Here is a 24720-nt window from a genome sequence, read left to right as displayed (position 1 = left end):
TGTTGTCAGCCACGGCGATCCGCCCATCCCACCACGCGCCGCTCCAGCGCGAGGGAGGCGAGGTAGAGCGCGATGCCCATGGCGGCGAGGGTGAGGAGGCCGCTGTAGACGAGTTCCACGTCGAAGTCGGAAGCGGCACGGTTCATCATGAAGCCGAGCCCGCGATTGGCGGCGACGGACTCCGCCAGGATCGAGCCGATGAAGGACAGGGTGATGGCGACCTTCAGCGCGCCGAAGAAGGCCGGCATGGATTGCGGCACGCCGACCTTGGCGAGCGCCAGCAGCCGGCTGGCACCGAGGGAGCGCAGCACATCCGCGAGCTCCGCATCCATCGTCGCGATACTGGCGGAGACGACGACCGCGATCGGGAAGATGACGATGACGGCGGAGGTGACGACAGCCGGCACGGTGCCGATGCCCGCCCAGAGCACCAGCAGCGGCACGATCGCGACCTTCGGGATGCTGTTCACGCCGATCAGCGTCGGGAAGACCATGGCGTAGAAGCGGCGGGACGCGCCCAGCGCCACGCCCAGCGCGAAGCCAAGCGCCACGCCCACGGCGAAGCCCGCCAGCGTCGTCGCCAGGGTCTGCGCGGCATGGGGCAGGATCTCCGCGCCGCGCTGCGCGAAGATGGGCAGGATCTCGGAGGGTTTCGGCGCCACGAATTTGGAGATGCCGAGGACGCGCGACGCGATCTCCCAGGCCAGCAGCAGGGCCGTGACGAACAGCAGGGGGCTCAGCGCTTCCCGCAGCCGGCGCCGCGCCGCCAGCGTCATGGCGCGCACCCCCGCGCGATGACGCAGACGAGGTTCGAGCCCGGCGCGCCCTGATGTTCCGCCCCGGCATTGCCGAGCACCAGCGTTTCCTGCGCGATGCCGGCGATGGCGGCATGGGCCACGGCCTTGGCGACATGGCCGGAGAAACCCGCCAGCAGGTCGGACAGCATGGTGTGGCGCCTGCCCTGCCAATCGCCGACCGAATCCGCACCCGCATTGACGAAGGCGGCGGCGAGGCGCGGACGGTCCTCCGCCACCACCACGCCATCCGCCAGCCGCAGCCCGGCGCCCGCGAAGGCCGCGCGCGCCCCATCGAGGTCGAGCTGATGCGCCATCACCCCGCGCGCCGCCACATGATCCCCCGGCGCGCCCGCGACGTTGCCGATCACCACCACCCGCACCGCGACCTGTTCGTTGCCCGAGGAGGCGGAGCCGCGCTGCGTGTAAAGATCGGGTCGCCCGGCAATGGCATCCTGCGTGATGGCCTCGGCCGCCACCTCCCCCAGCGCCACCGCGCAGCCCAGCGCGGAGGCACCGCGGCTCATGGACGATGCGGCCGCCGCGCTCGGATGCACGGTCGTCGCGCCACGGCCCGCGGCCTCCGCCGCCCGCGCCGCGGTCATCTGCGGGCATTTCATCTCGACGCAGGCGACGTCATCGGCCGAGGCGATGCCCGCCTGCGCCATGCCGGCGCGCACGGCCTCCGCCACCAGCGCCACATGCGTGGGCGTGCCATATTCCTCCGGCAGCAGCGCCCGCGTGCTGGTGACGCCGATGGCGAGCCGCTTCGGCCCGCCCGGCACCGGCGCCTGGCCCGGAACCTTGACGAAGAGCGTGACGTGCGGGCTCATCAGCCCCGCCGTGCCGCCGATCATCAGCATCGGGATGCGGTCGAAGACCGCCGCGCGCGTCAGGCCGAGCCGCTCCGCGAAGAGCAGTTGCAGGCAGGTCGCGGCATAGCCACGGGCATGCCCATCGCCTTCGGTCTGCGCGATCAGCGCGACGACATGGGCGGGGTCCACGACCCCCTCATCGAACAGCCGCGCCACGCCGGAGACATCCTCCGGCGCCCCGATCGGCACGGTGAAGACCCGGGCCTCATCCATCAGCGGGCGATCGATCACGGTGCCGGGGCCATCCTTGCCATCGTGGGCGGCACCATGACGCGATGCAGCAAGCCGCGACGACCATGGAATTCAGCCCGGTGCGTGCTGGTTTTCAGCACGGCCCATCCGCCCGCAGCGCCGCCGCCAGGTGTTCCGCCAGCCGCGCCGCCGCGGGGGATGGCGTGCGGCCGCGTCGCGCCAGCAGCGCCAGCCGGCCCCGGGCCAGCGCGCGATCCGCCAGAGGCACCGCCGCCAGCACGCCACGCGCCACCTCCGGCGCGACGCCGATGGCGCTCTGGAAGGACACGCCCCCACAGCCCGCGGCGAAGCGGGACAGCATCTCGAAGCTGTCGGATTCCAGCGCGGGCTCGATCCGCAGCGACGATCCCGCCAGCGCTTCCTCGATCAGTCCGCGGCCACCCGTCTCCTGGCAGGACAGGGCGATGGGATGGGCCAGGCAATCCGCGAGGCGGAGGCTCGCGCGGCCGGCCAGGGGATGGTCCGGTGCCATCACGGCGTGCAGCGGTGCCGCACGCTCCGCCAGCACCTGGAAATCGGCGCCCTGCGGCGGGTTGTAGACGATGGCGAGTTCCAGCGCCTCCGTCATCAGCTGCCGCAGCAGGGCCACCGTCCCGCCCAGGCTCACGGTGAAGCCGATGCGGGCATGGCGGCGATGGAAATCGAGGAGCAGTTCCGGCAGCAGGCCGCGGGCCACGGCCTCCACCGCGCCGATCCTGACATGGCCGCTCCTCGCGCCGCGCAGTTCCTGCAATTGCTGCTGCAGCGCCTCGGCCTCCCCGCGCTGGCGGCGGATATGGGCCAGCAGCAGCTCCCCGGCGGCGGTCGCGCGCATGCCGCGGGGCAGGCGCTCGAACAGCTCCACCCCCAGCTCCTCCTCCATCTCGATCAGCTGGCGATTGACGGCGGAAGCGGCGACATGCAGCCGTTCCGCCGCCTTGCGGACGGACCCCGCCCGCGCCACCGCATCGATGTAGTGAAGCGCGCGCGGCAGCATGGGCAGCGACGCCGCCGGTGGGGTCGCGGCGGGGCGCGCCACGACCGGCAGAGCCCGCGAAGGGGCGGAGACTCGACCGGCTATCGGGGAGGACAGGGGGGCGGGGAGGCGATCCGTCGCACGCATGGGCCGATGCTCCTGGTCTTCCCGCGCCAAGCGGGGCGCCACGGGGACAGCGAAGCAGGGGCCGGTGTTGCCGCATATTGCCGATGCGGGGCCGGGCTGGTGCCGTAAAGTGGTCGCCGATACCGGACAGGAGCCCCCCGATGCCCGATCCCGATCGTTGGCGCCCCGATCCCGGCGCCGCCGCGATGCGGCACATGCGCATCTGGACCTACCTGCTGGCCATCGAGCACAGCGGCTCCATCCGCCAGGCGGCGGAGCGGCTCAACATCGCGCCCAGCGCCCTGCAGCGCCGGCTCCGCGACGTTGAGCAGGACCTCGGCTTCGACCTGTTCGAACGCTCTGCCGCCGGTGTGCGGCCCAGCGCGGCGGGTGAGATCTTCCTCGGCTGGGTGCGCCGGCAATGCACGGACCTCGACCGGTCGCGCCAGCAGATGGAGGCGCTGCGCGGCCTGCGCCGGGGCCATGTGCGCATCGCCGCCAGCCAGGCCGTGGCCAGTGACCTGCTGCCGCGCGAGATCGCCGCCTTCCAGGCTCGCTACCCGCTGATCACCTTCGAATGCCCGCTCGTCGGGCATGACGCGGCGGTGGAGAGGCTGGTGGACGGCACGGCGGACCTGGTGGTGGCCTTCGGACTTGCGGCGAGGCCGGAAGTGTTGCCCCTGCTGTCCATCGGCCAGCGGCTATGCGCCGTCATGGCGTCCGGCCATGCGCTGGCGGCCCACAAGGCGCTGCGGTTGCGGGATTGCGCGGCCTACCCCTTGGCCCTGCCGACCACCGACTACGGCGCTCGCCGCATCCTGGATGAATGGGCAGCCCGTCGCGGCACGGCGCTCGACATGGCGGTGGAATCGGATTCCTTCGAACTGCTGAGGCAGTTCGTTCGCAACGCCAGGGCCGTGACCTTCCAGATCGAGATCGGCGCCTTGCCCGCCGGCGCCTCCGACGGTCTGGTCGCGATCCCGGTGGATGACCGGGATTTGGCGCATGGCCCCCTCGTCCTGGCGCAACGGCGCGGCCGCGCGCTACCCGTGGCCGCCGCCGCCTTCGCGGAGCATCTGGCCCGGGCGATCGACGCGCAGCGAACCACGCCCATGGTGGAGGGCTCCGCGGCCTGAACGCCAAGGGTCTCCAAGGGCGTCCGCTACGGCTGCAAGGACGCATCTGCCGAGAAAGCCAGGCATAGCCGGCGAAGGGCCGCCCTGGCCTGTTGTCGGTCGCGTCCGGGCGCGCGACCTTCCGGCCGATGACGGCCCTGGTCATGCCCAGCCGCCGCGGCGAAGGACCCCACCTCCACCACGGCGGCGCGGGCGCTGTCCGCTACGTCCGCCAGGCCGCCTGCGTCGCCAGGGCGCATTCCTCGATCACGGTCAGGGCGCGCTGCACCGCCTCCTGGCCGATGACGAAGGGGTTCGTCCTGCCGGGCTGGCGCGCCTGGAGCTTCCTGTCGGCCTCGTCATAGCCGGAGTGGTTGGAGAGCAGCACCGTGATGTTCTCCCGCGCCGCCACCTGCTTCGCGCGCCTCGTGCCCGCGATGTAGCTCTCGATCCGCTGCATCCGGTCCGGCCGCCGGCCGAAATTGAAGGCGGTTCCGCCCCAGAGCATGGCGCGTTCGCTGCGCTGGCCGTCGCGGACATCGAAGATCAGGGAGATCGTCCCCGGGCTGTGGCCCGGCGTGGACAGCACCGTGACGCCGGTGTCGCCGAGGCGGATGACATCGCCGTCGCCGACGGCCACGTCGCGGCGCGGCGGCCGGCCCCATTGCGGGACGTCGAATTCCAGCTCCGTCTCCACCATGCGCCAGTCCGCCTCGCTCATCACCACCGCGGCGTTGTGGCGCTGCTTGAGGAAGGTGGCGCCGCCATAATGGTCGCCATGGCCATGCGTGACGACGATGCGCCGGATCCGCGCGGGATCGAGGTCGAGCTTCCGCAGCCCGCCCTCGATCAGCCGCTCCGCCTCCTCCTCGTTGTTCAGCGCGTCCAGCAGGATGATGCCGTCGCTGGTCGTCAGCGCCCAGGCGCTGACCCATTTGGCGCCGATGAAGGCCAGGTTGTCGAAGGCCCTCGCCGCGGGCGGCGCCGGCTGCGCCATCAGCGCCTCGATCGAGGGTCCGGGCGCATTGCCTGGCGTCGCGGCGCCGCCTAGCGCCAGCCAGGGGCGCAGATCCTCCCCGGCGGCGGCGCGGGCAGCGGCGAGGTGCCGGGCGACGTCCGGCGACTGGGCGGCGGCCGGGCCGATCGGCAGGGCGCCGAGGCAGCAGGCGCAGCCCAGCGCCAGCAGGCCGCGGCGGGTTGGCGAGACAGCCTCGGCCCGCAGGGCCTGGCGGGGACCGCGTTGGCGGAACAGCATGGCGTCCACTCCCTCTCCTGCCCGCAGTCTGCTGGCGGGGCCGCGGCGCTGTCCAGTTCGGCGCGGGCCGCGCGCCGCCGATCAGCCGGACGTGTACGACGACGCGAGGATGAACCCCCGCCCGCCTCAGCCGCCGTCGAGGGTGATGCCGTTGTCGCGGATCACCCGCGCCCAGACCGGCGATTCCTCCGCGATGAAGGCCTGGAACTCCTCCGGCGTCCCGCCTTCCGGCACCAGGCCGAGTTCCTGCAAGCGGCCGCGGAATTCCTCCGTCTCCACGATGCCGCGCGTCAGGCGCGACAGGCTGGCGATCACCTCCGGCGCCGTGCCGCGCGGCGCGAAAAGCCCCTGCCAGGATTCGCCCGCGAAGCCGGCGATCGTCTCCGCCACCGCCGGCACGCTGGGCAGGACCGGCAGCCGCCGCGGGCCGGAGACGGCCAGCGCGCGCACCGCGCCCGCCTCCACCTGCGGGATCGCGGTGGTCGAGGGTTCGAAGGCCGCGTCGATGCGCCCCGCCATGATGTCGTTGAGCGGCCCCTGCCGGAAGGTGACATGCGTGGCGGTGACGCCGGCCTCGTTCAGGAAGCGCGCCATGACGATATGCGCGCTGGTGCCGATGCCGGAACTGCCCACGTTCAGCGCGCCCGCCCGCGCCCGGGCCAGCGCGATCAGGTCGCGCGCGCTGCGCAGGGGCGCGGAGGCGGGCACGATCAGCACGAAGGGCACGGACAGCACGCGGATGACCGGCGCCAGGTCCTCCACCCGGTAGGGCATCCGGCTGAAAAGGAAGGGGTTGATGGAGACGGTGGAATTGATCGTGTAGAGCAGCGTGTAGCCATCCGGCCGCGCCTGCGCCACGGCCTGCGCGCCGATCATCGTGGTGGCGCCGGGACGGTTGTCGATCACCACCGGCTGCCCGGCGGCGCGCGCCAGCCGCTCTCCCAGCAGCCGCGCGATCACGTCGGGGGAACTGCCGGGCGCGAACGGCACGATGATGCGGATCGGCCTGGTTGGCCAGGCCGCCTGGGCGCGCGCGCCCGCGATGCCGGCAAGCGGCGCGACCAGGGCGGCGCCGGCCAGCGCGCGTCGGGAGATGGACATGGGACGTTCCTTCCTTGTCGTTGCCACACGTCGTCGTATCCGCGATGCCGCCGGGGCGGCGCGGGCGCTAATAGGCCTGGTTCAGCTGGCGCAGCGTCTCCTGCACCACGGCGGTCTGCGCGGCGGGCGGCGCGCCCTCGCGCTCCAGCCGGCTGATCTCGAGCGACCCGTCCACCACCAGGCGGCAGCGGGGATGGCGGCGCTCGACGAAGCGCGGCAGCGCGGCGGGCACGTCATGGCCGGCGGCCGCCAGCTCCTCGGCCAGCACCAGGCCGTCCTCGATCCCCATCCCGGCGCCGGAGGCAAGCTGCGGCGTCGTCGCATGCGCCGCGTCGCCGATCAGCACCACGCGCCCGCGCATCCAGTCGCGCCCGAGGAAGACGGTCTCCAGCGGCCGGCAGATGATGTCCGCGCCGGCGCCGAGCCCTTCGCGGATCTCGCCCAGCACGCCGCCATAGCCGCGCAGCAGGTCGCGCAGCACCGCGTGCTGCGCTTCCTCCGGCCGCCACAGCGGCGTCGGCTGCGGCTCCAGCAGGAACATGTACATGCGATCCGGCGCCACCGGATTGAGGCCGACCTTCACCGGCCCGCCGAGGAAGTAGGTGCGCCGGTCCACGGTGGGATGGCGCGGCAGCATCAGCCGCCAGCAGAGCTGCCCCGCATAGCGTGGCGCCGGCGCATCGGGGAACAGCGCCTGGCGCGTGGCGGAATAGATGCCGTCGGCGGCCACCACCAGGCCGTAGCGCCCGGTCGTCGCATCGTCGAAGCGCACCGTCGCGCCTTCCGCGTCCTGCGCGGCGATGGCGGCGGTGCGGCCCAGCATGACCCGCGGCGACAGCGCCAGCAGCCGGCGCGAGAGGATGCCATGCAGCACGGGGCGCAGGATGCCGCCCGCGCTCGGCATGCCATCCAGCGCGTCGTCGCGCGTCTCGATCGCCATCAGGGCGGAGCCATCGGCCCTGCGCACATCGATGCCGTCCGCGGCATGGCCCTCGCGCAGCACCTCCCCGAGGATGCCGAGCGCGCGCATCGCCCGCAGCGTCGGGCCGGTGATCGTGATGCCGGCGCCATAGACGCGCCAGCCGGGATCGCGCTCGCACAGATCGACCGCCCAGCCGATGCCGCGCAGCGCGATGGCCGCGCTCATCCCGGCGATGCCGCCGCCGATGACGAGCGCGCGGCCGCGATCAGCCATGGGCGTCACCGTGCCGCGCGAAGCGGCCGATGCCGATGCCCGTGTACCAGTCGTTCACGGCGCGATAGTAGGTGCGGCGGAAGGGCAGGTCCCCGGCCGCGCCCATCGCGGCCATCCACATGCGGATCTCCTCCGCGCCATTGCCCGCGGTGTGGACGTTGGCGGTGGCGTAGTCGATCGTCCGCTCATGGTCGCCCGCTTCCATGAGCGCCAGCAGCGTCTCGTCGAAGTCGCGGTTGACCATGCCCATGCGCGGGGTCGCGATGTCGTGGCTGATGCCGCCGGTGGCGAGGATGGCGATGCGCTCCACCCCCTGGTAGCGGCGCAGCGCCTGGCCGAGGAAGCGGCCGAAGCGATGGCAGCGGCGCATCGTCGGCATCGGCGGCTGCACGCAGTTGAAGAGGATGGGGACGATTGGCAGGTCGGGATCGAGCCCTGCGAGTTCGAGCGGCGTGAGCGAGCCGTGGTCGAGCACCATCTCCATGGAGAAGGCGGGATCGAATTCCGCCGCCAGCGCTTCCTGCAGCAGGAAGGCGCCGAGTGCCTGGTCGCCGGCGAAGGTGCGCCGCTTCGCCTTCAGCCAGTGCTCGATCGGGCTTTCGTAGCTTTCGGCGACGCCGATGCACAGCGCGGGGAAGTTGTTGAGGAAGAAGTTGTGCAGGTGGTCGTTCGACAGCACGACCAGCACGTCCGGCCGCCCCGCCTCGAAGTCGCGGCCCATCGCCTCATAGGCGCCGAAGATCTCGCCGCGCAGGCCGGGCGGGATGCGGTCGGGGAAGTTCAGCATCACCGGCGTGTGGCTGGCGGTGTAGATGCCGGTCACTTCAGCCACTTGTCGTCTCCTTCCTTCATCAGGCCGCGCAGCGCGGCAAGGGAGACGTCCTCGGGAATGCGGACGCCGATGCAATGCGCGCGGAGGAGGTAGGGGTTGACGCCCGCTTCGTAGAGGCCGGCGACGTCGTTGCCGCCGATCATCGCGGCAAGCCGCGGCGGCAGCGCGTAGCGCGCCAGGTAGGCGTCCTTGTCGGCGTTGTAGGCGGCCAGGTCCTCGGCATTGTGGTGCAGGCGGTAGAGCACCTTGTCGAGGAGATAGGCCTCCGTCGTCGGCATCATGTGGCGCCAGTTGCTCATGCGGGCGCGGCCTCCGCCTGCAGGCGCTCCGCCACCCAGGCGACGATGGTGGGCACGGTGTGCGGCCCGAAGCCCATATGCCCGCCGGGGAACAGCCGCACCGTCTTCGGGCTGCCATGGTCCAGCAGCAGGTGGATGTCGGCAGGCGGGCACTGCCTGTCGTCCTTGCCGTTGACGATCAGCAGCGGCGCGCAGGGCTGGTCGAGCAGCCCCTGGTCGAGCAGCGAGAGGCGGCGGAAGCCCTCGGCATATTCCTCGTCATTCGTCGCGCCCAGCATGCGGCAGCGCGTCTCCACCAGCTCCATCAGGTAGCTGTCCGGGTGGCGGGACTTCTCGATCCAGTCGCGCTGGAACATGTAGTGGATGCCGCCGCCCCAGTTCACCGCGCCGCGCAGCCGCCGCGGGATCTGGTGCGCCAGCTTGGTCGCCCAGTGGCCGCCGAAGGACCGCCCGATCAGCACGATGCGGCCGCCATCCAGCCCCGCCTGCGCGGCCACCCAGTCGAGCACCGGCAGGAACTGCTTCTCCCCATCCGCGCCGGCCTTCAGCGGCGACTGCCCGGTGCCGACATTGTCCAGCGCGATGGTCGCGATGCCGGCGCGCAGCAGCGTGTCCGACAGCTCCGTCATCTCCTCCTTCCACGCATCGACGCCGCCCCACATCACCACCACCGGCGGGCGCGCGATGCCCGTCGGGCGGCGCAGGTAGAAGACGATCTTCTCGCCGATCGCATCCGCCGCGGCGAAGGGGATGGACACCGGCACCACCGGCGGGTCGCAGAGCGCGCCGAAGCGCCGGTAGGCCGCCAGCTCCTTCTCGTAGCTCGCCTCCTTCGCCGGATGGTTCGGGCAGGGAAAGCGGCCGAGGAAGTAGAAGCCATAGGCCTGGTAGTAGAGGTCGCGCGCCGTGCCGGACCGGCCCGCCTGCGCGGCCGCCTCGGCCTCGGCGAAGAAGCGGTCGCCGGTGGCGACCCAGGCGGCGGCCCAGCGCTCGCCATCCAGCCCCTGCAGCGCCTCGATCGTCTCGCGCGTCGCGGCGGGATCGGTCAGGCCGAGCGGATGGACGCGCTTGGCCAGCCGGTCGCGCATCCAGGCCTTCGCGTCGTCGAGCGACCGCGGGCCTTCGCGTTCGCCGGGGGCGGTGGCCGCGGTCATCGCCGCGCCTCCCCGCCCTGCCGGGGCGGGGCGCCGGCAAGGCCGCGCGCCGCCGTCGGATCCCTGTCAGCGCCTGCGATCATGCCGCCCTGCCTCCCCCCGTTTCCCGGTCGCCCGGCCCGGCCCCATGCCGGCCCGCGCGCCAAAATTGAACATGCTCAAAATATGAAGGGGCGAAATCGCTGTCAATGCGGAAGGCGGCCCGGCAGGCCGGTCACTCCGTTCCGGAAGGCGTCCCCGGCCGCGGCGCCAGGCCGTTCAGCACGATCAGCAGCTGGCGGCCGAGGTCCGACAGCCCGGCCTCGAGGTCCGGTTCCTCGCTGATCAGCCAGCGGCGCAGCTCCACCTGGTAGATCGCGAAGACCACTCGGGTGATGTCGTCCGGCGCCGCCCCGGCATGGATCAGCCCCGCCGCCACGGCGCGCTCCACCAGGTTCTGCATCAGCCGGCCGAGCCCGGCGCGCGTCGCCAGGAAGCGCGCGGACTGCTTGCCTTCCTGGTAGAAGTACATCTCCCGCAGCACCTGCCGCGACAGCACCGGGAGCCGGCCGAAATACTCGAAATGGATGCGCATCACCGCCATCAGCCGGGCGTAGAGCGTATCCTCCGCCTGCGACGCGGCGATGGAGCGGCGGATGCAATCCTCCAGGTCGTCGTTGACCAGCAGGAACAGCAGGTCGCGCTTCGTCTCCGCATAGACGAAGACGGTGCCGAGCCCGACGCCGGCCTGCGCCGCGATCTCCCGCGTCGTGGTGTCGTCGAAGCCCTTGGAGACGAAAAGGTCGAGTGCCGCGGCGCGGATGCGCGAGAGCTTGTCGCGCTTGTTGCGCTCCCGCCGCCCATCCGCCCCTGCGCCGGAAGCGCGGTCATTCATCTGCAGAGCCTGCTCTCCATACGCCGTGATGCGGGACATGTCGCGATGCCGGCGGCAACGCCACTGGCCATGCGCCTGGTCGCCGGCCCAGGCCCCGTCCCGTGTCGCGCGACCGCGTGATGCCGGTGCTGTCCCGCCGCGCCGCGTCGGCTGGTGGCGCCCGGCGCGCCCGCTTCGTCACCCCGGGCCCCGCCGCCATGGCGCGCGACCCTATGGGGAAGGCCGGCGCTGTTCAAGGCATCGCGGGCCGGCACCCCCAAACAACGGCATCATTCCGTTGGACTCGGCATCCCACTATAAGGGGGCGGCCATGGTTCCCCGGCAACGCGCCCCCCATGGCGCCGCCGCCCGGACAAGCCAGGGCAGAGAGCCGGAAAGAACGTGACCGATCGCAGCGCAGGTCTGACCGCGGACTACATCGCATTCGGCCCGTTCCGCCTCTCGGCGGAGCGCAAGCTGCTGCTGCGCGAAGGCGAGGCCGTGGCGATCGGGCACCGGGCGCTGGACCTGCTGGTCGCGCTGGTGCGCCGGGCCGGGGAGGTGGTGCCCACGGCCGAGCTGATCGCGGAAGTCTGGCCCGACCGGCATGTGAGCGACGCCAGCATCCGCACCCAGGTCTCGCTGCTGCGCAAGACGCTCGGTGAAGCGGCGTCGGACCAGCGCTACGTGGTCAATGTGGCGGGCCGCGGCTACTGCTTCGTCGCGCCGCTGGAAGCGCCGGCCACGGCCCCGGCGCCGCCCGGCCCCGCCACCGAATGGCCCGGGGCGCTGCCGCGCCGCATCACCTCCCTCGTCGGCCGCAGATCCGGGATCGAGGGCATTGCCGCGCAGGTCCGCGCGCGCCGCTTCGTCACCATCATCGGCGCCGGCGGCATCGGCAAGACCACGGTGGCCGTCGCCGTGGCGGACCTGCTGCGGGCGGAGTTCACCTCGCCTCCCTGCTTCGTCGATCTCGGCGCGCTCGTCGATCCCACGCTCACGCCCAGCACGGTGGCGCGCGCGCTCGGCACCTCGGCCAATCTCCACACCTCCGGCGCCGAGATCGGCAGCTTCCTGGGCGACCGGCACATGCTGCTGATCCTCGACAGCTGCGAGACGGCGATCGGCCAGGCCGCGCATATCGCGGAAGCCATCCTGAAGGCCACGCCGCGCGTGCACATCCTGGCGACGAGCCGCGAGCCGCTGGACGCGGAAGGCGAATGGGCCCACCGCCTGCCGCCGATGGCGACCCCCCCCTCCCGCACCGCCATCAAGGCGCAGGAGGCGTTGGCCTTCCCGGCCGTCGAACTGCTGGTGGACCGCGCGAGCGCAAGGGCGGAAGGCTTCGTGCTGACCGACGCGAACGCCGCCCTGGCGGCCGATATCTGCCGGCGGCTGGACGGCATTCCGCTCGCCATCGAACTGGCGGCGGGCCGCGTCGCGCATCTCGGCCTGCAGGACCTGGCAAGCCGGCTCGACGACCGCTTCGCGCTGCTGATGCGCGGGCGGCGTACGGCGCTGCCGCGCCACCGCACGCTGCAGGCCACCATCGACTGGAGCTACCAGCTCCTCTCGCCCCTGCAGCAGGCCGTGCTGCGCTGCCTGTCCAGCTTCCGCGGCGCCTTCACGCGCGAAGCGGCGCTCGCGGTCTGCACCAGGGACGGGCACGATGCCGGCGCGATCCTCGATGTCATGACCGAACTCGTGGACAAGTCGCTGCTCAACCCGCACCAGCACGGGGAAGCCGCGACCTACCGGCTGCTCGACACCACGCGCGCCTATCTGCTCGACCGCCAGGCGGAGCAGCCGGATGCCGGGGCCGGCGCCACGCAGGCGCATGCGCGCTACTTCCGCGACATGGCGGAGCGGCACCAGGCGGCGTGGGAACGGCTGGATGTCACGCAGGCGCTGCAGGTGGCGCGGCGCGACCTCGACAACATCCGCGCCGCCCTGGACTGGAGCCTCGGCACCGGCGCGGAACCCGCGACCGGCATCGCCCTGACCATCGCCGCCACGCCGGTCTGGCTGCACCTGTCCCTGTTCGAGGAAGGGCGCGACCGCCTCCGCCACGCGCTGGAGGCGCTGGATGCGATGCACGGGGCGGATCCGCAGCAGGCGATGGCGCTGCTCGCGGGGCTCGGCGACGCCATGCTGCAGCTGGCCGACCCGGCGCTGGACGAGGTCTGGGCCCGGCTGCTGGCGCTGGCGGAGGCGCAGGCCGACGTGCCGCGGCAATTGCGCGCGCTGACAGGCCTGATGTCCCGCGCCATGACGCGCGACCTCTGCCTGGCGCTCTCGCTCGCGCACCGGGTGCGCGCCGTGGGCGAAGGCGCCGGGGCGGCCGCGGTGGCGAAGGGGGAACGGCAGATCGGCTTCCTGCTACACCTGACGGGCGACCAGCCCGCGGCCCGCCGGGTGCTGGAGGCGATGCTGGACACCCAGGTGCGCCCGCCCGACCGCCGCCATTTGCTGCGCTTCAACTTCGACGATGCCGTCGGCGCCAAGGCCACGCTCGGCCAGGTGCTGTGGCTGCAAGGGGAGCCCGACCGGGCCATGCGCGTGGCGAACGAAGCGGTGGCGGAAGCGCTGGCGCTGCAGCACGACCACACGCTGCACATCGCGGTGGGCGGCGCCGCCTGCCCGGTGGCCGTCCTGCGCGGCGACATCCGCGATGCCGCCCTGGCCTTCGACCAGCTGCGCGGCACGCTCTCGGCATCGCCGCAGAAGGCGCTGTGGGGTGTCGCCTTCGGCGGCATCGCGCTGATGCAGCAGGGCCAGCTGGAACGCGGCCTGGCGCAGCTGCAGGAAGGGCTGGGCGCCATGCGCCCGGGTTCCTATGGCCGCGACATGCCGCTGCTGCATGCCCAGGTGGTGGAAGGCCTGCTGCGGCTGGGCCGCGGGGCGGAAGCGCTGGCGACGGCGGAGGCGACGCTGCTGGCCTTCCGCGCGACCGGCCAGGGCTGGTTCGAGCCCGAGTTCCTGCGCCTGCAGGCGGAAGCGCTGCTGGCGGTGGGGGGGAAGGCGGCGGAAGCCGAGGCCCTGCTGCAGGCCGCCCGCGACCTTGCCACCCGCCAGGGCGCGCTGGCCTGGCAGCTTCGCGCCACCACCAGCCTGGCGGCGCTGTGGCGCGCCCAGGGCCGGGGGCGTGACGCCGCCGCCATCCTCGCCCCCGTGCTGGCCCGCTTCGCCGAGGGCTTCGGCACCGCCGACCTGCGCGCCGCCACCCAGCTGCTGCGGGCGCTGGAGGAGGCGCCTCAGGCGCTGTAGCCGCCATCGATGGTGATGACCGCGCCGGTCACGAAGGAACCGCCCGGCCCCGCCAGGAAGGCCACCATCGCGGCCGCTTCCTCCGGCCGCCCGGCCCGGCCGAGCGCGCTCTCCGCCGCCTCCGCGCGCGCGATGCGGGCAGCCGCCTCGTCCCGCGCCAGGGGAATGCCGCCGAGCTGCACGACATTGACGGTGATGCCCCGCGGGCCGAGGTCCCGCGCCGCGCCCTTGCAGTAGCCGACCAGCGCCGCCTTCCCCGCCGCGAAATCGGCAAGCCCGGGGGTGCCGACCCGCTGCACGCTGACGGCGCCCAGCGTGATGATGCGCCCTTCCGGCGCCATGATTCGCGCCGCCGCGCGGATCGCCGCCAGCGCGCCGGCGACATTCACCGCCTCCTGCCGCGCGATCGCGTCGCGGTCGGCATCGGGGTCGTCGATCTCCCCGGCCACGTGGCAGACCGCGGCGTGGACGAGGATGTCGAGCCGCCCGAACAGCCGCAGCGCGGCGGCGACCACGCCCTCCACCTCCCGCGGCACCGCATGGTCCGCGGCGAAGGCGGCGGTGCGCGCGCCGTCCTGCCGCAGCGCCGCCAGCAGCAGCGGGGATGGCCGGGCGGCGGCACCGTAGCTGACCGCGACCTCCGCCCCCGCCGCCCGCAGGGCGCGCGCGGCGGCGGCGCCGACGCCGCCTCCCCCGGCCACCACCAGCGCAACCTTCCCGGCCAGGCTTCCCGCCATGCCGCCTTCCTCACTCCAGAGCGCCCATGATGGCGTCGCGGCACGCGGGACGGCTTGTCGCTTCGGGCGACGATCTACCCGCCCATGCCATATTCCCGCCGCCAGCGGCCGGGCGCCACGCCCGCCACCTTCTGGAACAGCCGCGACAGATGCGCCTGGTCCGCCAGGCCGCAGGCCAGCGCGATCTGCGCCAGCGGATCGGCGGTGGTGCGCATCAGGTGCTGCGCGCGCTCGATCCGGCGTTCCAGCACATAGGCATGCGGCGACAGGCCGAGGCTCGCCTTGAAGGCCCGGCTGAAATGCCACGGGCTGAGGCGCGCCAGCGCGGCCAGGTCCGCCACGTAGAGCTTCGTCTCCAGCGACGCGGCGATATGCGCCGTCACGCGCCGCAACTGCCAGGGCGCCAGGCCGCGGCCATTCGCCGCCGCGCCCTCCCCGGCCGTCAACAGCCGCGACGCATCGGCGATCAGCCGCTCCGCCGCCTGCCTGTCCGCGCGCAGCCCGCGATCGGCATCATCCAGCAGCACGGCGAGCCGCCGCGCCAGCGTCGCCCCGGCCGGCATCGGCGCCCCGCGCCGCAGCCCGTCCTGCCCCGTCACGGCGTCCGTCATCGCACACTCTCCTTTCCCCATGGCGCGGAAGATGCGGAGAGGCGGTGGCGGGACGCGAGTGAATGAGTGCGAAAAGCTGTGAAGCGCGTTAGCTCGCTCGCAATTCCGTGATGTCCATGTTCTCGTCGCGGCGCGGCTCCACCGCCAGGCCCGCGCGCATCGCCCAGATGTTCACTTGGTGGTACAGCGGCAGCAGCGCCGCATCCTCGACCAGCGCGATGCGCGTCGCCTCCTGCCACAGCGCGTGGCGCATCGCGTCGCCGGGCGTGGCGAGGGCGCGTTCGACCAGCGCATCGAGCCGCGGATTCGCGTAGTGGCTGGCATTCCAGCTGCCCTGGCCGCGGGCCGCATCGCGCGTCGCGAGCAGCGCGGTGAAGTAGGTGTTGGGCTCGCCCTGCGCGGTACCCCAGCTGCCGAGCGCGGCGGTGAAGGCGCCGGCGGTGAAGCGGCCCGCATAGACGGCGGCCGGCAGCGCATCCACCTCCGTCCGCACGCCGATACGCCCCCACATCTGCGCCACCGCCTGCGCCACCTTCTCGTCATTCGGCAGGCGGTCGTTGCTGGTGGCGAGCCGCAGGCGGAATCCCTCCGCCCAGCCGGCCTCCTCCAGCAGGCGCCGCGCGGCGAGGGGATCGAAGCGATCCGGCGGCAGGTTCGGCACCGCGCTCGGCAGGTCGTCCGGCAGCATCTGGCCGGTAGGCGTCGCCTGGCCATCCATCACCTGCGCGACGATGGCGCCGCGGTTGATGGCGAGCGACAGCGCGCGCCGCACGCGGACATCCTTCAGCGGATTGCGCGCCAGCGCACGGCCCTGCAGATCGGCAAGGCCAGGTGATTCGTCCCGCCCCTGGTCGAGCGCCAGGTAGACGAAGCGCATGCTGGGCGCGCGCGCCACGGCGAAGCCGCGCCGGGCCTGCAGCCGCGCCAGGTCGGCCGTGGGCAGCGCCTCGATCAGGTCGAGGTCGCCGGCCAGCAGCGCGGCGAGCCTGACGGGATCGGCCGGCACGGGGCGGAAGGCGGCGCGGGCGAAGGCGGGGGCCGGGATCACGCCGCGATCCCGCTGCCACCAGCCGGGATCGGCATCGAGTTCGATGAGGTCGCGCGGCGCGAAGCTGCGCAGCCGGAAGGGCCCGCTGCCGATCGCCGCGCTGCCCGCGTTGAAGGCCGCGGTGGTGGCGTGCAGCGCGATGCGTTCGGGCACGATGAGGATCGCGGGCAGGCTGCCCGGCAGCAGCGGCGCCGGCCCGCGCGTGTGCAGGCGGAGCGTGAGCGGATCCACGGCCTCCGCGCGCTCCACCTCCGCGATGAAGGGCGTCCAGCGGCTGGGGCTGGCGGGCACCGTGGCGACGCGGCGGATGCTGGCCGCCGCATCCGCCGCCGTCACCGGCGTGCCGTCATGGAAGCGCGCCGCCGGGTCCATGTGGAATTCCCATCCCTCGCCCGATGGCAGCGGCGCCCAGGCGCGGGCGAGCCCGGGGCGCAGCCGCAGGTCGGACCGGCGCACCAGCAGCCCCTCGAAGACATGCCGGTGCAGCGCATGGCTCGGCGCATGGGCGTGGAAATGCGGGTCGAAGGTGGTGGCGGGCGTGGCGGTGCCGATGCGCAGGATGCCTGCCCCATTCGCCCGCGGCGCTGCCGTGGCGAGTGCCATCGGCGGCAGCGACAGGGCGCCGCGCACCAGGGCGCGTCGCGTGGGCATGGCATCCTCTCCTCTCATTTCCGTGATGGCAGCGGCCGTGTCGTCATCACCCTAGGTCGCCGCGCGGCGACGGGCAAAGCAGCAGGTGGCCCTTCGCGCCGCGCCCGCAACGCCACCGCAGGATCAGCAAAAACAGCCGCGCTCCGACAAGAAGGCGCGCTGCCGCGCACCCTAGAACGCTGCCACGAACGCCGAGCCCGCCCCGCGCGGGATGGGCCGGGCGCCGCTTCCATCGACAGCCGAAGGCATCGCCGCCATGACCGTGACCGCCACGCCGACGCCGGGCAGCCTGCTGCTGGACCCCGGCAACCACGCGCTGATCATGATCGACTTCCAGTCGCAGATGGCCTTTGCGACGAATTCGATCGATCCCGTCCTGCTGCGCAACAACGCCGCCATCGTCGCCGAGGCCGCCGCGGGATTCGGCGTGCCGACCATCCTCACCACCGTCGCGGCCGCCAGCTTCTCCGGCCCGATGTTCGAGGAGGTGACGGCGCCCTTCCCGGGCCAGGCGCTGCTCGACCGCACCAGCATGAATACCTGGGAGGATGCGGCGGTGATCGCGGAGGTGAACCGCATCGGCCGCAAGCGCCTGGTGCTGGCCGGCCTCTGGACCTCCGTCTGCATCGTCGGCCCCGCCCTGTCCGCGCTCGACCAGGGGTTCGAGGTCTACATCGTCGCCGATGCCTGCGGCGATGTGAGCGTGGAGGCGCATCAGCGCGCGATGGACCGCATGGTGCAGGCCGGCGCGCGGCCCATGACGAGCCTGCAATACCTGCTGGAGCTGCAGCGCGACTGGGCGCGCGGCGAAACCTATGCGCTGACCACGGGAATCGCGAAGCGCCTCGGCGGCGGCTACGGCCTCGGCATCACCTACGCCAAGACGATGTTCGGTGCCGCCGAGGGTGGGCACGCATGACACCGCCCGCGACGCGACGCCAGGCGCTCGAACTCACGGCGGCGCTCGCCGCGCTGTCCGCCCTGCCGCTACCGGCGGCGTCTTCCACTGCATCAGAGGGAACCACCCGCATGTCCACCGTGACCACGCGCGACGGCGTCCAGATCTTCTACAAGGATTGGGGGCCGCGCGACGCGCAGCCGATCATGTTCCACCATGGCTGGCCGCTTTCCAGCGATGACTGGGACGCGCAGATGCTGTTCTTCCTGAGCCACGGCTTCCGCGTCGTCGCGCATGACCGCCGCGGCCATGGCCGTTCGGCGCAGGTGAGCGAAGGCCACGACATGGACCACTACGCCGCGGATGCCTTCGCGGTGGTGGAGCATCTGAACCTCCGCAACGCCGTGCATATCGGCCATTCGACCGGCGGTGGCGAGGTGGCGCGCTACGTCGCCCGGCACGGGGAGCCTTCCGGCCGCACCGCCAAGGCCGTGCTGGTGGCCGCGGTGCCGCCCATCATGCTGAAGACCGCCGCCTATCCCGAGGGGCTGCCGATGGAGGTCTTCGACGGCTTCCGCCAGGCGGTCGCCGCGAACCGCGCGCAGTTCTTCCAGGACGTGCCGGCGGGCCCCTTCTACGGCTTCAACCGCCCCGGCGCCACGGTGCACCAGGGCGTGATCCTGAACTGGTGGCGCCAGGGCATGATGGGCAGCGCCAAGGCGCATTACGACGGCATCAAGGCCTTCTCGGAGACCGACCAGACGGAGGATCTGAAGGCGATCTCCGTGCCGACGCTGGTGATGCATGGCGATGACGACCAGATCGTGCCGATCGGCAATTCCGCGCTGAAGGCCGTGCGGCTGCTCCGCCGCGGCACGCTGAAGGTCTATCCCGGCTTCCAGCACGGCATGCTGACGACGGAAGCCGCGACGCTGAACGCGGATCTCCTCGCCTTCATCCGCGGCTGAGGCAGGCGGCGCCGGGGGAGCGGGACGATGAAGATCTACCTCGCCTCCCTCGGCGCCGGGCTGCTGGTCGGCATTGTCTATGGCGTGATCCAGGTGCGGTCCCCCGCGCCGCCGGTCGTGGCGCTGATCGGGCTGCTCGGCATCCTGGCCGGGGAGCAGATCGTGCCGGTGGCCCGGCGCCTGATCGAGGGATGCGGGATGCGCGATGCCGTCACGCAGGTGGATTGCCGCGCCCATCTGCTGGGCGAACTCCCGTCGAATGCCGCGACGCGCCCGCGCGCCGCGATGCCGGACTAGGAGGGGATGATGGAGACCCGCCGGGGCGTCATCGCGGCGATGGCTGGCGCCGCCACACTCGCATCCACGCGACCAGGAGCACAGGCGATGACGCCACCCGACCTCATCCTGCTCAACGGCAAGGTCACGACGCTGGATCGCGCGAACCCGCAGGCGCAGGCCGTCGCGATCCGCGATGGGCTGGTCCTCCAGGCGGGCAGCGATGCGGAGATCATCGCCCTCGCGGGTCCCGCGACGCGGCGCATCGACCTCGGCGGCCGGCGCGCCATCCCGGGCCTCAATGACAGCCACATCCACCCGATCCGCGGTGGCCTCAACTACAACATGGAGCTGCGCTGGGAAGGCGTGCGCAGCCTCTCGGACGCGATGTCCATGCTGCGCGACCAGGCGCGGCGCACGCCACCGCCGCAATGGGTGCGCGTGGTCGGCGGCTTCACGCGCCACCAATTCGCCGAGAAGCGCCTGCCGACGCTGGAGGAAATCAATGCCGCGGCGCCGGAAACACCGGTCTTCATCCTCCACCTCTATGACCGCGCGCTGCTGAACCGCGCCGCGCTGCGCGCCGTAGGCTACACGAAGGACACGCCCGACCCGCCCGGCGGCCAGATCGAGCGCGACCCGCAGGGCAATCCCACCGGCCTGCTGCTGGCCAAGCCCAATGCGCTGATCCTCTACGCGACGCTGGCGCGCGGCCCGAAGCTGCCGCCGGAGATGCAGGAGAATTCGACGCTGCATTTCATGCGGGAGCTGAACCGCCTCGGCGTCACCTCCGTCATCGATGCCGGCGGCGGCTTCCAGAACTATCCCGACGACTACGCGGTGATCCGCAAGCTGGCGGCCGAGGACAAGCTGACGATCCGCATCGCCTACAACCTGTTCCCGCAGAAGGCGAAGGAGGAGCTGGCGGATTTCCGCCGCTGGGCCAACCTGGTCCGCCCCGGCGAGGGCGGCGACATGTTCCGCCACAACGGCGCCGGCGAGATGCTGGTCTTCTCCGCCGCCGATTTCGAGGATTTCCGCGAGCCGCGCCCCGAACTGCCGCCGGGCATGGAGCCCGAGCTGAAGGAGGTGGTGCGCTTCCTGGCCGAGAACCGCTGGCCCTTCCGCCTGCACGCCACCTATGACGAGACGATCACGCGCGCCCTCGACGTCTTCGAGGAGGTGGACCGCGAGGTCGGCCTGCAGGGGCTGCGCTGGTTCTTCGACCATGCGGAGACCATCACGCCGCGCAACATCGACCGCGTGAAGCGCCTCGGCGGCGGCATCGCCGTGCAGCACCGCATGGCCTATCAGGGCGAGGATTTTCTGCAGCGCTACGGCGCCGAGGCCGTGGCGGAGACGCCACCCATCGCGCGCATGCTGGAAGCCGGCGTGCCCGTCGGCGCCGGCACGGATGCGACGCGCGTCGCCAGCTACAACCCCTGGGTCTGCCTGCACTGGCTCGTCTCCGGCGCCACGCTGGGCGGGCTGCGCATGACGCGGCCGGACAAGCGGCTGGACCGCGAGGCGGCGCTGCGCCTCTGGACGGAAGGCTCCGCCTGGTTCTCCGGCGAGCAGGACCGCAAGGGCCGCATCGCGCCCGGCCAGTTCGCCGACATCGCCGTGCTGGACGCCGATTTCTTCGCCGTGGCGGAGGATTCGATCGGCGACATCAGCGCCGCGCTGACCATTGTCGGCGGCAGGGTCGTGCATGGCGCGGGCGATTTCGCGCGCCTCGCGCCTCCGCTGCCGCCGGCATCGCCGGACTGGTCGCCGGTGAACCGCTTCGGCGGCTACCAGTCCCGCCTGCGGGCGGAAGCCGTGCCGGGCGGCGAGACCCTTGCGCGCCTGGCCGCGGCCTGCGGCTGCGCCACCGCCTGCGGCGTGCATGGCCACGCCCATGCCTGGGCGCGCCAGGCCGCGCCCGTCGCGGACGAGGCCGGCTTCTGGGGCGCGCTCGGCTGCGCCTGCTGGGCCTTCTGAGATGGGCGCCGCCACCCCCGCGCTGCGCTGGATCGCCCTCCTCGCGCTCTGCGCCGCCTATCTCCAGGGCGGGTTCACCAAGCTGCTCGACTTCGAGGGCGCGGTGGCGGAGGCCACGCAATTCGGCCTTCCCCTGCCGGCGCTCGTCGCCACGGGCACCATCCTCCTCGAACTCGGCGCCTCCGCGCTGGTGCTGTCGGGACGGGCGCGGTGGCTCGGCGCGCTGGCGCTCGGCCTCTTCACCCTAGCCGCCACCTTCGTCGCCAACCGGTTCTGGGAGATGCCGCCGGGCCTGCCCCGCTTCATGACGGCGAATGCCTTCCACGAGCATCTCGGCCTCGTCGGCGCCTGGCTGCTGGTCTGCCTGATGGATTGGCAGGAGCGGCAGCGATGATCCCCCTCGGCCCGCCGCGCTGCGCGGCTGCGGCCCTCTCCTGGCCCGGGCGGCATGCCGCCCGCCATCGGCGCAGCGGGCGGCCGCATCCGGCCCGCACCACCCGGACCGCCGCAGGGCGGCGACCGGTCATCGCAAGGGATACCGCATCATGAAGACCGTTGCCCTCGGCGCCGCGGCGCTGCTGCTCTCCGCCGCGCCGCTGCTCGCCCAGACCGCCCCCGCCCGCCCCAATGCCCCGGGCACGCTGATGAGCTGCCAGGTGCAGGAAGTGCGCGGCTCCGGCGAGAACACCGAAGTCGTGTACAGCATGAACTGCATGCCCGTGGTCGGCGGCGACGTCGCGCGGGTGGAGCAGCAGCAGAACGGCGAATACCGCGTCACCTATGGCGCGGGCCGCCCCGCCTATGGCGGCGGGCCGGTCTACATCCTGCGCTTCAACAGCGAACTCGGCCAGGTGGGCGAGGGCCATCACGGCGCGCCGCTGGACGGCAATCCCGGCACCGCGCGGCGCTGAGGAAACGGCTGAAGGCGCCGGGCCGTCACCACCGGCCGGCGCCTTCGCCACCCCTGGCCAACATCCCCGCCCCGCCCAGGCGCCACGGGCGGCGCCGGCTTTCCCTCACAATTTGCGAATGACTCGCATTCGCTATCTTGACCCGGCATGACCGGCAGTTTACCAGCGGCACAATTGTTGCGACTGATTCGCATTCGCTGATAGACCGGGCAGGACCGGCCCATGCCGGGCCACCGCCGGGGGATCCGCGGATGCGCGGACGCCCGCGGCCATCGCGGCCGCCGGGCGCGCCTTCGTCAGCCCGCCGCACGCCCGTCTCGCACTGCCCGTCCGAAGGATCGAAGCCCCCGATGACAACGCCCGCCGCCACCGGCCGCTTCATTGCCGCGGCCGTCCTCGCCGCACCCTTCGCGCTGCAGGCGCAGGAAAGCCCAGGGGGCGGCGCCACGGCGCTCGATGCCGTGACCTCCACGGCGACGCGCGCCGCGCGGCCCCTCGCCGACGTGCCCGCGACCGTCACCGTCATCGATTCCCGGCAGCTCGAGCGCCAGAACGCCGTGCGCCCGCAGGATGCCGTCCGGTACGAACCCGGCGTCTCCTTCTCCAACAACCCCATCCGCGGCGGCGGCGGCAACTTCGTCATCCGCGGCATCGGCGACAACCGCGTGCGCGTGCTGACCGATGGCGTGCGCCTGCCCGACTTCCCGGAAAGCAACATCGGCGCCGGCACCTTCACGCGCGACTTCGTGGACCTGGAGAATGTCCGGCGGCTGGAGATCGTCCGCGGCCCCGCCTCCGCGCTCTACGGCTCGGACGCGATCGGCGGCGTGGTGAACTACATCACGAAGGATCCGTCCGACTACCTCGATGCCGTCGGGCGCAACTGGTACGCGGCGCTGCGCACGGGCTATTCGGGCGCCGACCTCTCCTTCTCCGAAAGCCTGACGGCGGCGGCGCGGCATGGCGACGTGGACGTGCTCGGCATCTACACGCGCCGCGACGGGCATGAGATCCAGCCCAACGGCAACCTCGCGGCGAACGGGCAGGACTACACCGTCAACTCCTTCCTCGGCCGCGCGGTGTGGCGCGCGACGCCCGTCGATACCTTCCGCCTGACGGGCGAGATCTTCGTGCGGGAGACGGAGACGGACCTGCGCACGGACCGCAGCACCACCGGCAGCGGCGCCGCCGCCACCACCGTGCAGTCCAGCCTGGGCGACGACACGACCACGCGCGGGCGCCTGCAGCTGGACTACAGCCGCAACGCGCCGGTCCTCTTCGCGGATTCGATGGACCTGAACTTCCACTGGTCGCGGCTCGACCGGTCGGAGGTGACGACGCAGCGCCGCTATGTCGGCGCCGGCAACCCGGCGACCTCCGCCGCCAACCGGCTGCGCTACACGGAAACCGAGCAGATCCAGAGCATCTTCGGCGCCGACCTGCAGCTGCGCAACGCCATCGAGGCCTTCGGCACGACGCATCGCCTGACCTACGGCTTCAGCATCGACCGGATCGAGACCTCCCGCCCGCGGGACCGCTCGGAGGTCAACACGCAGACAGGCGTCGTCTCCACCACCATCTCCGGCGAGACCTATCCCAACAAGAACTTCCCCGACACCACCACGCACCAGGCCGGGCTCTACCTGCAGGATGAGTTCAGCTACGGGCGCTTCACCTTCCTGCCCGCGCTCAGGCTGGATACCTACAGCCTGCGCGCCAGCGTGGATGCGGATTTCCTGCGCTCCGCGCAGAGCGGCGCGGCGGTCTCGGTGCGGGACCTCGATGCCGTCGCGCTCTCCCCCAAGCTCGGCATCACCTATCGCCTGGACGATACCTATTCGCTCTACGGCCAGTATGCCCGCGGCTTCCGCGCGCCGCCCTACGACACGGCCAATTTCGGCTTCACCAACCGCACCTTCGGCTACACCATCATCCCCAATGGCGACCTGCAGCCGGAATACGTGGACAGCTTCGAGGGCGGGCTGCGCGGCCGCTTCGCCGATGGCTCCTCCTTCCAGGTCGCCGCCTTCTTCAACCGCTACACGGACTTCATCACCACGCGCACGCTGGCATCCTCCGGCGGCCTGCAGGTCTTCCAGTACCAGAACATCGGCAATGCCCAGATCTACGGCGCCGAGGCGCGCGGCGAATTCCGCGTGACGCCGAGCCTGCGGGTGCGGGCCTCCTCCGCGCTGGCGATCGGCGAGAACCTGGAGACCGACCGGCCGCTCGACGGCGTCGATCCCGCCCGCGGCGCGCTCGGCATCGCCTGGCAGGGGGAGAACGGCCTCGGCCTGGAAGCGAACCTGACCGGCGCGCTCCGCAACCGGCGCACCGCCGATGCCACCGCCTTCAAGGCGCCCGCCTATGCGGTGCTCGACCTGGCCGCGCGCTACGACTTCAACGAGAGCGTCACCGTCAATGCCGGCCTCTTCAACGTCACCAATGCGCGCTACTTCCTGACCTCGGACGTGGCCGGGCTGGCGTCCAACGCGCCGCTGCGCGACCTCTACGCCCAGCCCGGCCGCTACGCCGCGGTCAACATGACGATCCGGTTCTGAAGC

At 72.4% G+C, this 24720-nt stretch carries 22 protein-coding genes; 9 read left to right on the top strand and 13 right to left on the bottom strand.

Features of this window, described 5'->3' with window-relative positions:
• Positions 1–5: 5 nt before the first annotated feature.
• The 3 genes from JJI54_RS06965 to JJI54_RS06955 all read right to left on the bottom strand — a co-directional run bounded on the left by JJI54_RS06965 (position 6) and on the right by JJI54_RS06955 (position 2939).
• Complete coding sequence (locus JJI54_RS06965) at positions 6–776, bottom strand: ABC transporter permease (protein ID WP_203072105.1); 771 nt, start codon at positions 774–776, stop codon at positions 6–8.
• The gene (locus JJI54_RS06960) at positions 773–1900 is read right to left on the bottom strand and encodes a ring-opening amidohydrolase (RefSeq protein WP_203072103.1); all 1128 of its coding nucleotides are present in this window, start codon (positions 1898–1900) and stop codon (positions 773–775) included. The genes JJI54_RS06965 and JJI54_RS06960 overlap by 4 nt, the downstream gene beginning before the upstream one ends.
• Positions 1901–1994: 94 nt before the next feature.
• The gene (locus JJI54_RS06955) at positions 1995–2939 is read right to left on the bottom strand and encodes a LysR family transcriptional regulator (RefSeq protein WP_203072101.1); all 945 of its coding nucleotides are present in this window, start codon (positions 2937–2939) and stop codon (positions 1995–1997) included.
• Between the two features lie 224 nt (positions 2940–3163).
• Between JJI54_RS06955 and JJI54_RS06950 the strand changes: the two genes are divergently transcribed.
• Entirely contained in the window at positions 3164–4138 is a 975-nt protein-coding gene (locus JJI54_RS06950) for a LysR family transcriptional regulator (RefSeq protein ID WP_203072099.1), read from the top strand.
• A 202-nt stretch (positions 4139–4340) separates the two neighbouring features.
• Here the strand turns inward: JJI54_RS06950 and JJI54_RS06945 are convergent, their stop codons facing one another.
• The 7 genes from JJI54_RS06945 to JJI54_RS06915 all read right to left on the bottom strand — a co-directional run bounded on the left by JJI54_RS06945 (position 4341) and on the right by JJI54_RS06915 (position 10827).
• Entirely contained in the window at positions 4341–5372 is a 1032-nt protein-coding gene (locus tag JJI54_RS06945) for an MBL fold metallo-hydrolase (RefSeq protein ID WP_203072097.1), read from the bottom strand.
• 126 nt (positions 5373–5498) lie between these two features.
• Positions 5499–6473: a Bug family tripartite tricarboxylate transporter substrate binding protein gene (locus tag JJI54_RS06940; RefSeq protein ID WP_203072095.1), complete on the bottom strand. Its 975-nt coding sequence runs from the start codon at positions 6471–6473 to the stop codon at positions 5499–5501.
• Between the two features lie 67 nt (positions 6474–6540).
• Positions 6541–7668 carry an FAD-dependent monooxygenase gene (locus JJI54_RS06935; protein ID WP_203072093.1) on the bottom strand — a complete coding sequence of 376 codons (1128 nt, stop codon included), beginning with the start codon at positions 7666–7668 and terminating at the stop codon, positions 6541–6543.
• Complete coding sequence (locus tag JJI54_RS06930; protein ID WP_203072091.1) at positions 7661–8500, bottom strand: DODA-type extradiol aromatic ring-opening family dioxygenase; 840 nt, start codon at positions 8498–8500, stop codon at positions 7661–7663. Before JJI54_RS06930 ends, JJI54_RS06935 begins: the two co-directional genes overlap by 8 nt.
• Positions 8488–8799, bottom strand: coding sequence for a hypothetical protein (locus JJI54_RS06925; protein WP_203072090.1), 312 nt, complete (start codon positions 8797–8799; stop codon positions 8488–8490). Before JJI54_RS06925 ends, JJI54_RS06930 begins: the two co-directional genes overlap by 13 nt.
• Positions 8796–9953 carry an alpha/beta hydrolase family protein gene (locus JJI54_RS06920; RefSeq protein WP_203072088.1) on the bottom strand — a complete coding sequence of 386 codons (1158 nt, stop codon included), beginning with the start codon at positions 9951–9953 and terminating at the stop codon, positions 8796–8798. The genes JJI54_RS06925 and JJI54_RS06920 overlap by 4 nt, the downstream gene beginning before the upstream one ends.
• Before the next feature lie 214 nt (positions 9954–10167).
• On the bottom strand, positions 10168–10827 hold the full coding sequence (locus tag JJI54_RS06915) for a TetR/AcrR family transcriptional regulator (RefSeq protein WP_203072087.1): 660 nt from the start codon (positions 10825–10827) through the stop codon (positions 10168–10170).
• Positions 10828–11208: 381 nt separating this feature from the next.
• Between JJI54_RS06915 and JJI54_RS06910 the strand changes: the two genes are divergently transcribed.
• A complete protein-coding gene (locus JJI54_RS06910) occupies positions 11209–14073 on the top strand; it encodes an ATP-binding protein (protein ID WP_203072085.1) in 2865 nt (954 codons plus the stop codon).
• Here JJI54_RS06910 and JJI54_RS06905 read toward each other — a convergent pair.
• From JJI54_RS06905 to JJI54_RS06895, 3 genes are all read right to left on the bottom strand, one after another.
• Positions 14061–14810, bottom strand: coding sequence for an SDR family NAD(P)-dependent oxidoreductase (locus JJI54_RS06905; RefSeq protein WP_203072083.1), 750 nt, complete (start codon positions 14808–14810; stop codon positions 14061–14063). The genes JJI54_RS06910 and JJI54_RS06905 overlap by 13 nt on opposite strands.
• A gap of 74 nt (positions 14811–14884) precedes the next feature.
• Positions 14885–15421, bottom strand: a complete 537-nt coding sequence (locus JJI54_RS06900; protein ID WP_203072081.1) for a helix-turn-helix domain-containing protein — start codon at positions 15419–15421, stop codon at positions 14885–14887.
• Positions 15422–15509: 88 nt separating this feature from the next.
• On the bottom strand, positions 15510–17120 hold the full coding sequence (locus tag JJI54_RS06895; protein WP_203072079.1) for an ABC transporter substrate-binding protein: 1611 nt from the start codon (positions 17118–17120) through the stop codon (positions 15510–15512).
• Positions 17121–17376: 256 nt separating this feature from the next.
• On the opposite strand from JJI54_RS06895, the gene JJI54_RS06890 reads away from it, so the two are divergent.
• The 7 genes from JJI54_RS06890 (at position 17377) to JJI54_RS06860 (ending at position 24717) form a co-directional block, all read left to right on the top strand.
• A complete protein-coding gene (locus tag JJI54_RS06890) occupies positions 17377–18039 on the top strand; it encodes a hydrolase (protein WP_203072077.1) in 663 nt (220 codons plus the stop codon).
• Between the two features lie 110 nt (positions 18040–18149).
• Positions 18150–18986: an alpha/beta fold hydrolase gene (locus tag JJI54_RS06885; RefSeq protein ID WP_203072075.1), complete on the top strand. Its 837-nt coding sequence runs from the start codon at positions 18150–18152 to the stop codon at positions 18984–18986.
• Positions 18987–19013: 27 nt separating this feature from the next.
• Positions 19014–19283, top strand: coding sequence for a XapX domain-containing protein (locus JJI54_RS06880; protein WP_203072074.1), 270 nt, complete (start codon positions 19014–19016; stop codon positions 19281–19283).
• Between the two features lie 87 nt (positions 19284–19370).
• Positions 19371–21245 (top strand): amidohydrolase, encoded by a 1875-nt coding sequence (locus tag JJI54_RS06875; RefSeq protein ID WP_203072072.1) that lies wholly within the window; start codon positions 19371–19373, stop codon positions 21243–21245.
• Between the two features lies 1 nt (position 21246).
• A complete protein-coding gene (locus JJI54_RS06870) occupies positions 21247–21639 on the top strand; it encodes a DoxX family protein (RefSeq protein ID WP_203072071.1) in 393 nt (130 codons plus the stop codon).
• Between the two features lie 151 nt (positions 21640–21790).
• Positions 21791–22156: a hypothetical protein gene (locus tag JJI54_RS06865; RefSeq protein WP_203072069.1), complete on the top strand. Its 366-nt coding sequence runs from the start codon at positions 21791–21793 to the stop codon at positions 22154–22156.
• A gap of 350 nt (positions 22157–22506) precedes the next feature.
• Positions 22507–24717 carry a TonB-dependent hemoglobin/transferrin/lactoferrin family receptor gene (locus tag JJI54_RS06860; RefSeq protein WP_203072068.1) on the top strand — a complete coding sequence of 737 codons (2211 nt, stop codon included), beginning with the start codon at positions 22507–22509 and terminating at the stop codon, positions 24715–24717.
• The last annotated feature ends 3 nt before the right edge of the window (positions 24718–24720 follow it).

This window comes from Falsiroseomonas ponticola, from assembly GCF_016805305.1.
Classification (GTDB): Bacteria; Pseudomonadota; Alphaproteobacteria; order Acetobacterales; family Acetobacteraceae; genus Falsiroseomonas; species Falsiroseomonas ponticola.
This window is presented reverse-complemented; position numbering and strand designations above follow the sequence as displayed.

Coding starts and splice junctions, on each gene's coding strand:
- JJI54_RS06880 (WP_203072074.1), top strand. CDS start 19,014: ATGAAGATCTACCTCGCCTCCCTCGGCGCCGGGCTGCTGGTCGGCATT.
- JJI54_RS06935 (WP_203072093.1), bottom strand. CDS start 7,668: ATGGCTGATCGCGGCCGCGCGCTCGTCATCGGCGGCGGCATCGCCGGG.
- JJI54_RS06885 (WP_203072075.1), top strand. CDS start 18,150: ATGTCCACCGTGACCACGCGCGACGGCGTCCAGATCTTCTACAAGGAT.
- JJI54_RS06860 (WP_203072068.1), top strand. CDS start 22,507: ATGACAACGCCCGCCGCCACCGGCCGCTTCATTGCCGCGGCCGTCCTC.
- JJI54_RS06905 (WP_203072083.1), bottom strand. CDS start 14,810: ATGGCGGGAAGCCTGGCCGGGAAGGTTGCGCTGGTGGTGGCCGGGGGA.
- JJI54_RS06900 (WP_203072081.1), bottom strand. CDS start 15,421: ATGACGGACGCCGTGACGGGGCAGGACGGGCTGCGGCGCGGGGCGCCG.
- JJI54_RS06945 (WP_203072097.1), bottom strand. CDS start 5,372: ATGCTGTTCCGCCAACGCGGTCCCCGCCAGGCCCTGCGGGCCGAGGCT.
- JJI54_RS06925 (WP_203072090.1), bottom strand. CDS start 8,799: ATGAGCAACTGGCGCCACATGATGCCGACGACGGAGGCCTATCTCCTC.
- JJI54_RS06870 (WP_203072071.1), top strand. CDS start 21,247: ATGGGCGCCGCCACCCCCGCGCTGCGCTGGATCGCCCTCCTCGCGCTC.
- JJI54_RS06875 (WP_203072072.1), top strand. CDS start 19,371: ATGACGCCACCCGACCTCATCCTGCTCAACGGCAAGGTCACGACGCTG.
- JJI54_RS06920 (WP_203072088.1), bottom strand. CDS start 9,953: ATGACCGCGGCCACCGCCCCCGGCGAACGCGAAGGCCCGCGGTCGCTC.
- JJI54_RS06865 (WP_203072069.1), top strand. CDS start 21,791: ATGAAGACCGTTGCCCTCGGCGCCGCGGCGCTGCTGCTCTCCGCCGCG.
- JJI54_RS06950 (WP_203072099.1), top strand. CDS start 3,164: ATGCCCGATCCCGATCGTTGGCGCCCCGATCCCGGCGCCGCCGCGATG.
- JJI54_RS06890 (WP_203072077.1), top strand. CDS start 17,377: ATGACCGTGACCGCCACGCCGACGCCGGGCAGCCTGCTGCTGGACCCC.
- JJI54_RS06895 (WP_203072079.1), bottom strand. CDS start 17,120: ATGCCCACGCGACGCGCCCTGGTGCGCGGCGCCCTGTCGCTGCCGCCG.
- JJI54_RS06915 (WP_203072087.1), bottom strand. CDS start 10,827: ATGAATGACCGCGCTTCCGGCGCAGGGGCGGATGGGCGGCGGGAGCGC.
- JJI54_RS06940 (WP_203072095.1), bottom strand. CDS start 6,473: ATGTCCATCTCCCGACGCGCGCTGGCCGGCGCCGCCCTGGTCGCGCCG.
- JJI54_RS06965 (WP_203072105.1), bottom strand. CDS start 776: ATGACGCTGGCGGCGCGGCGCCGGCTGCGGGAAGCGCTGAGCCCCCTG.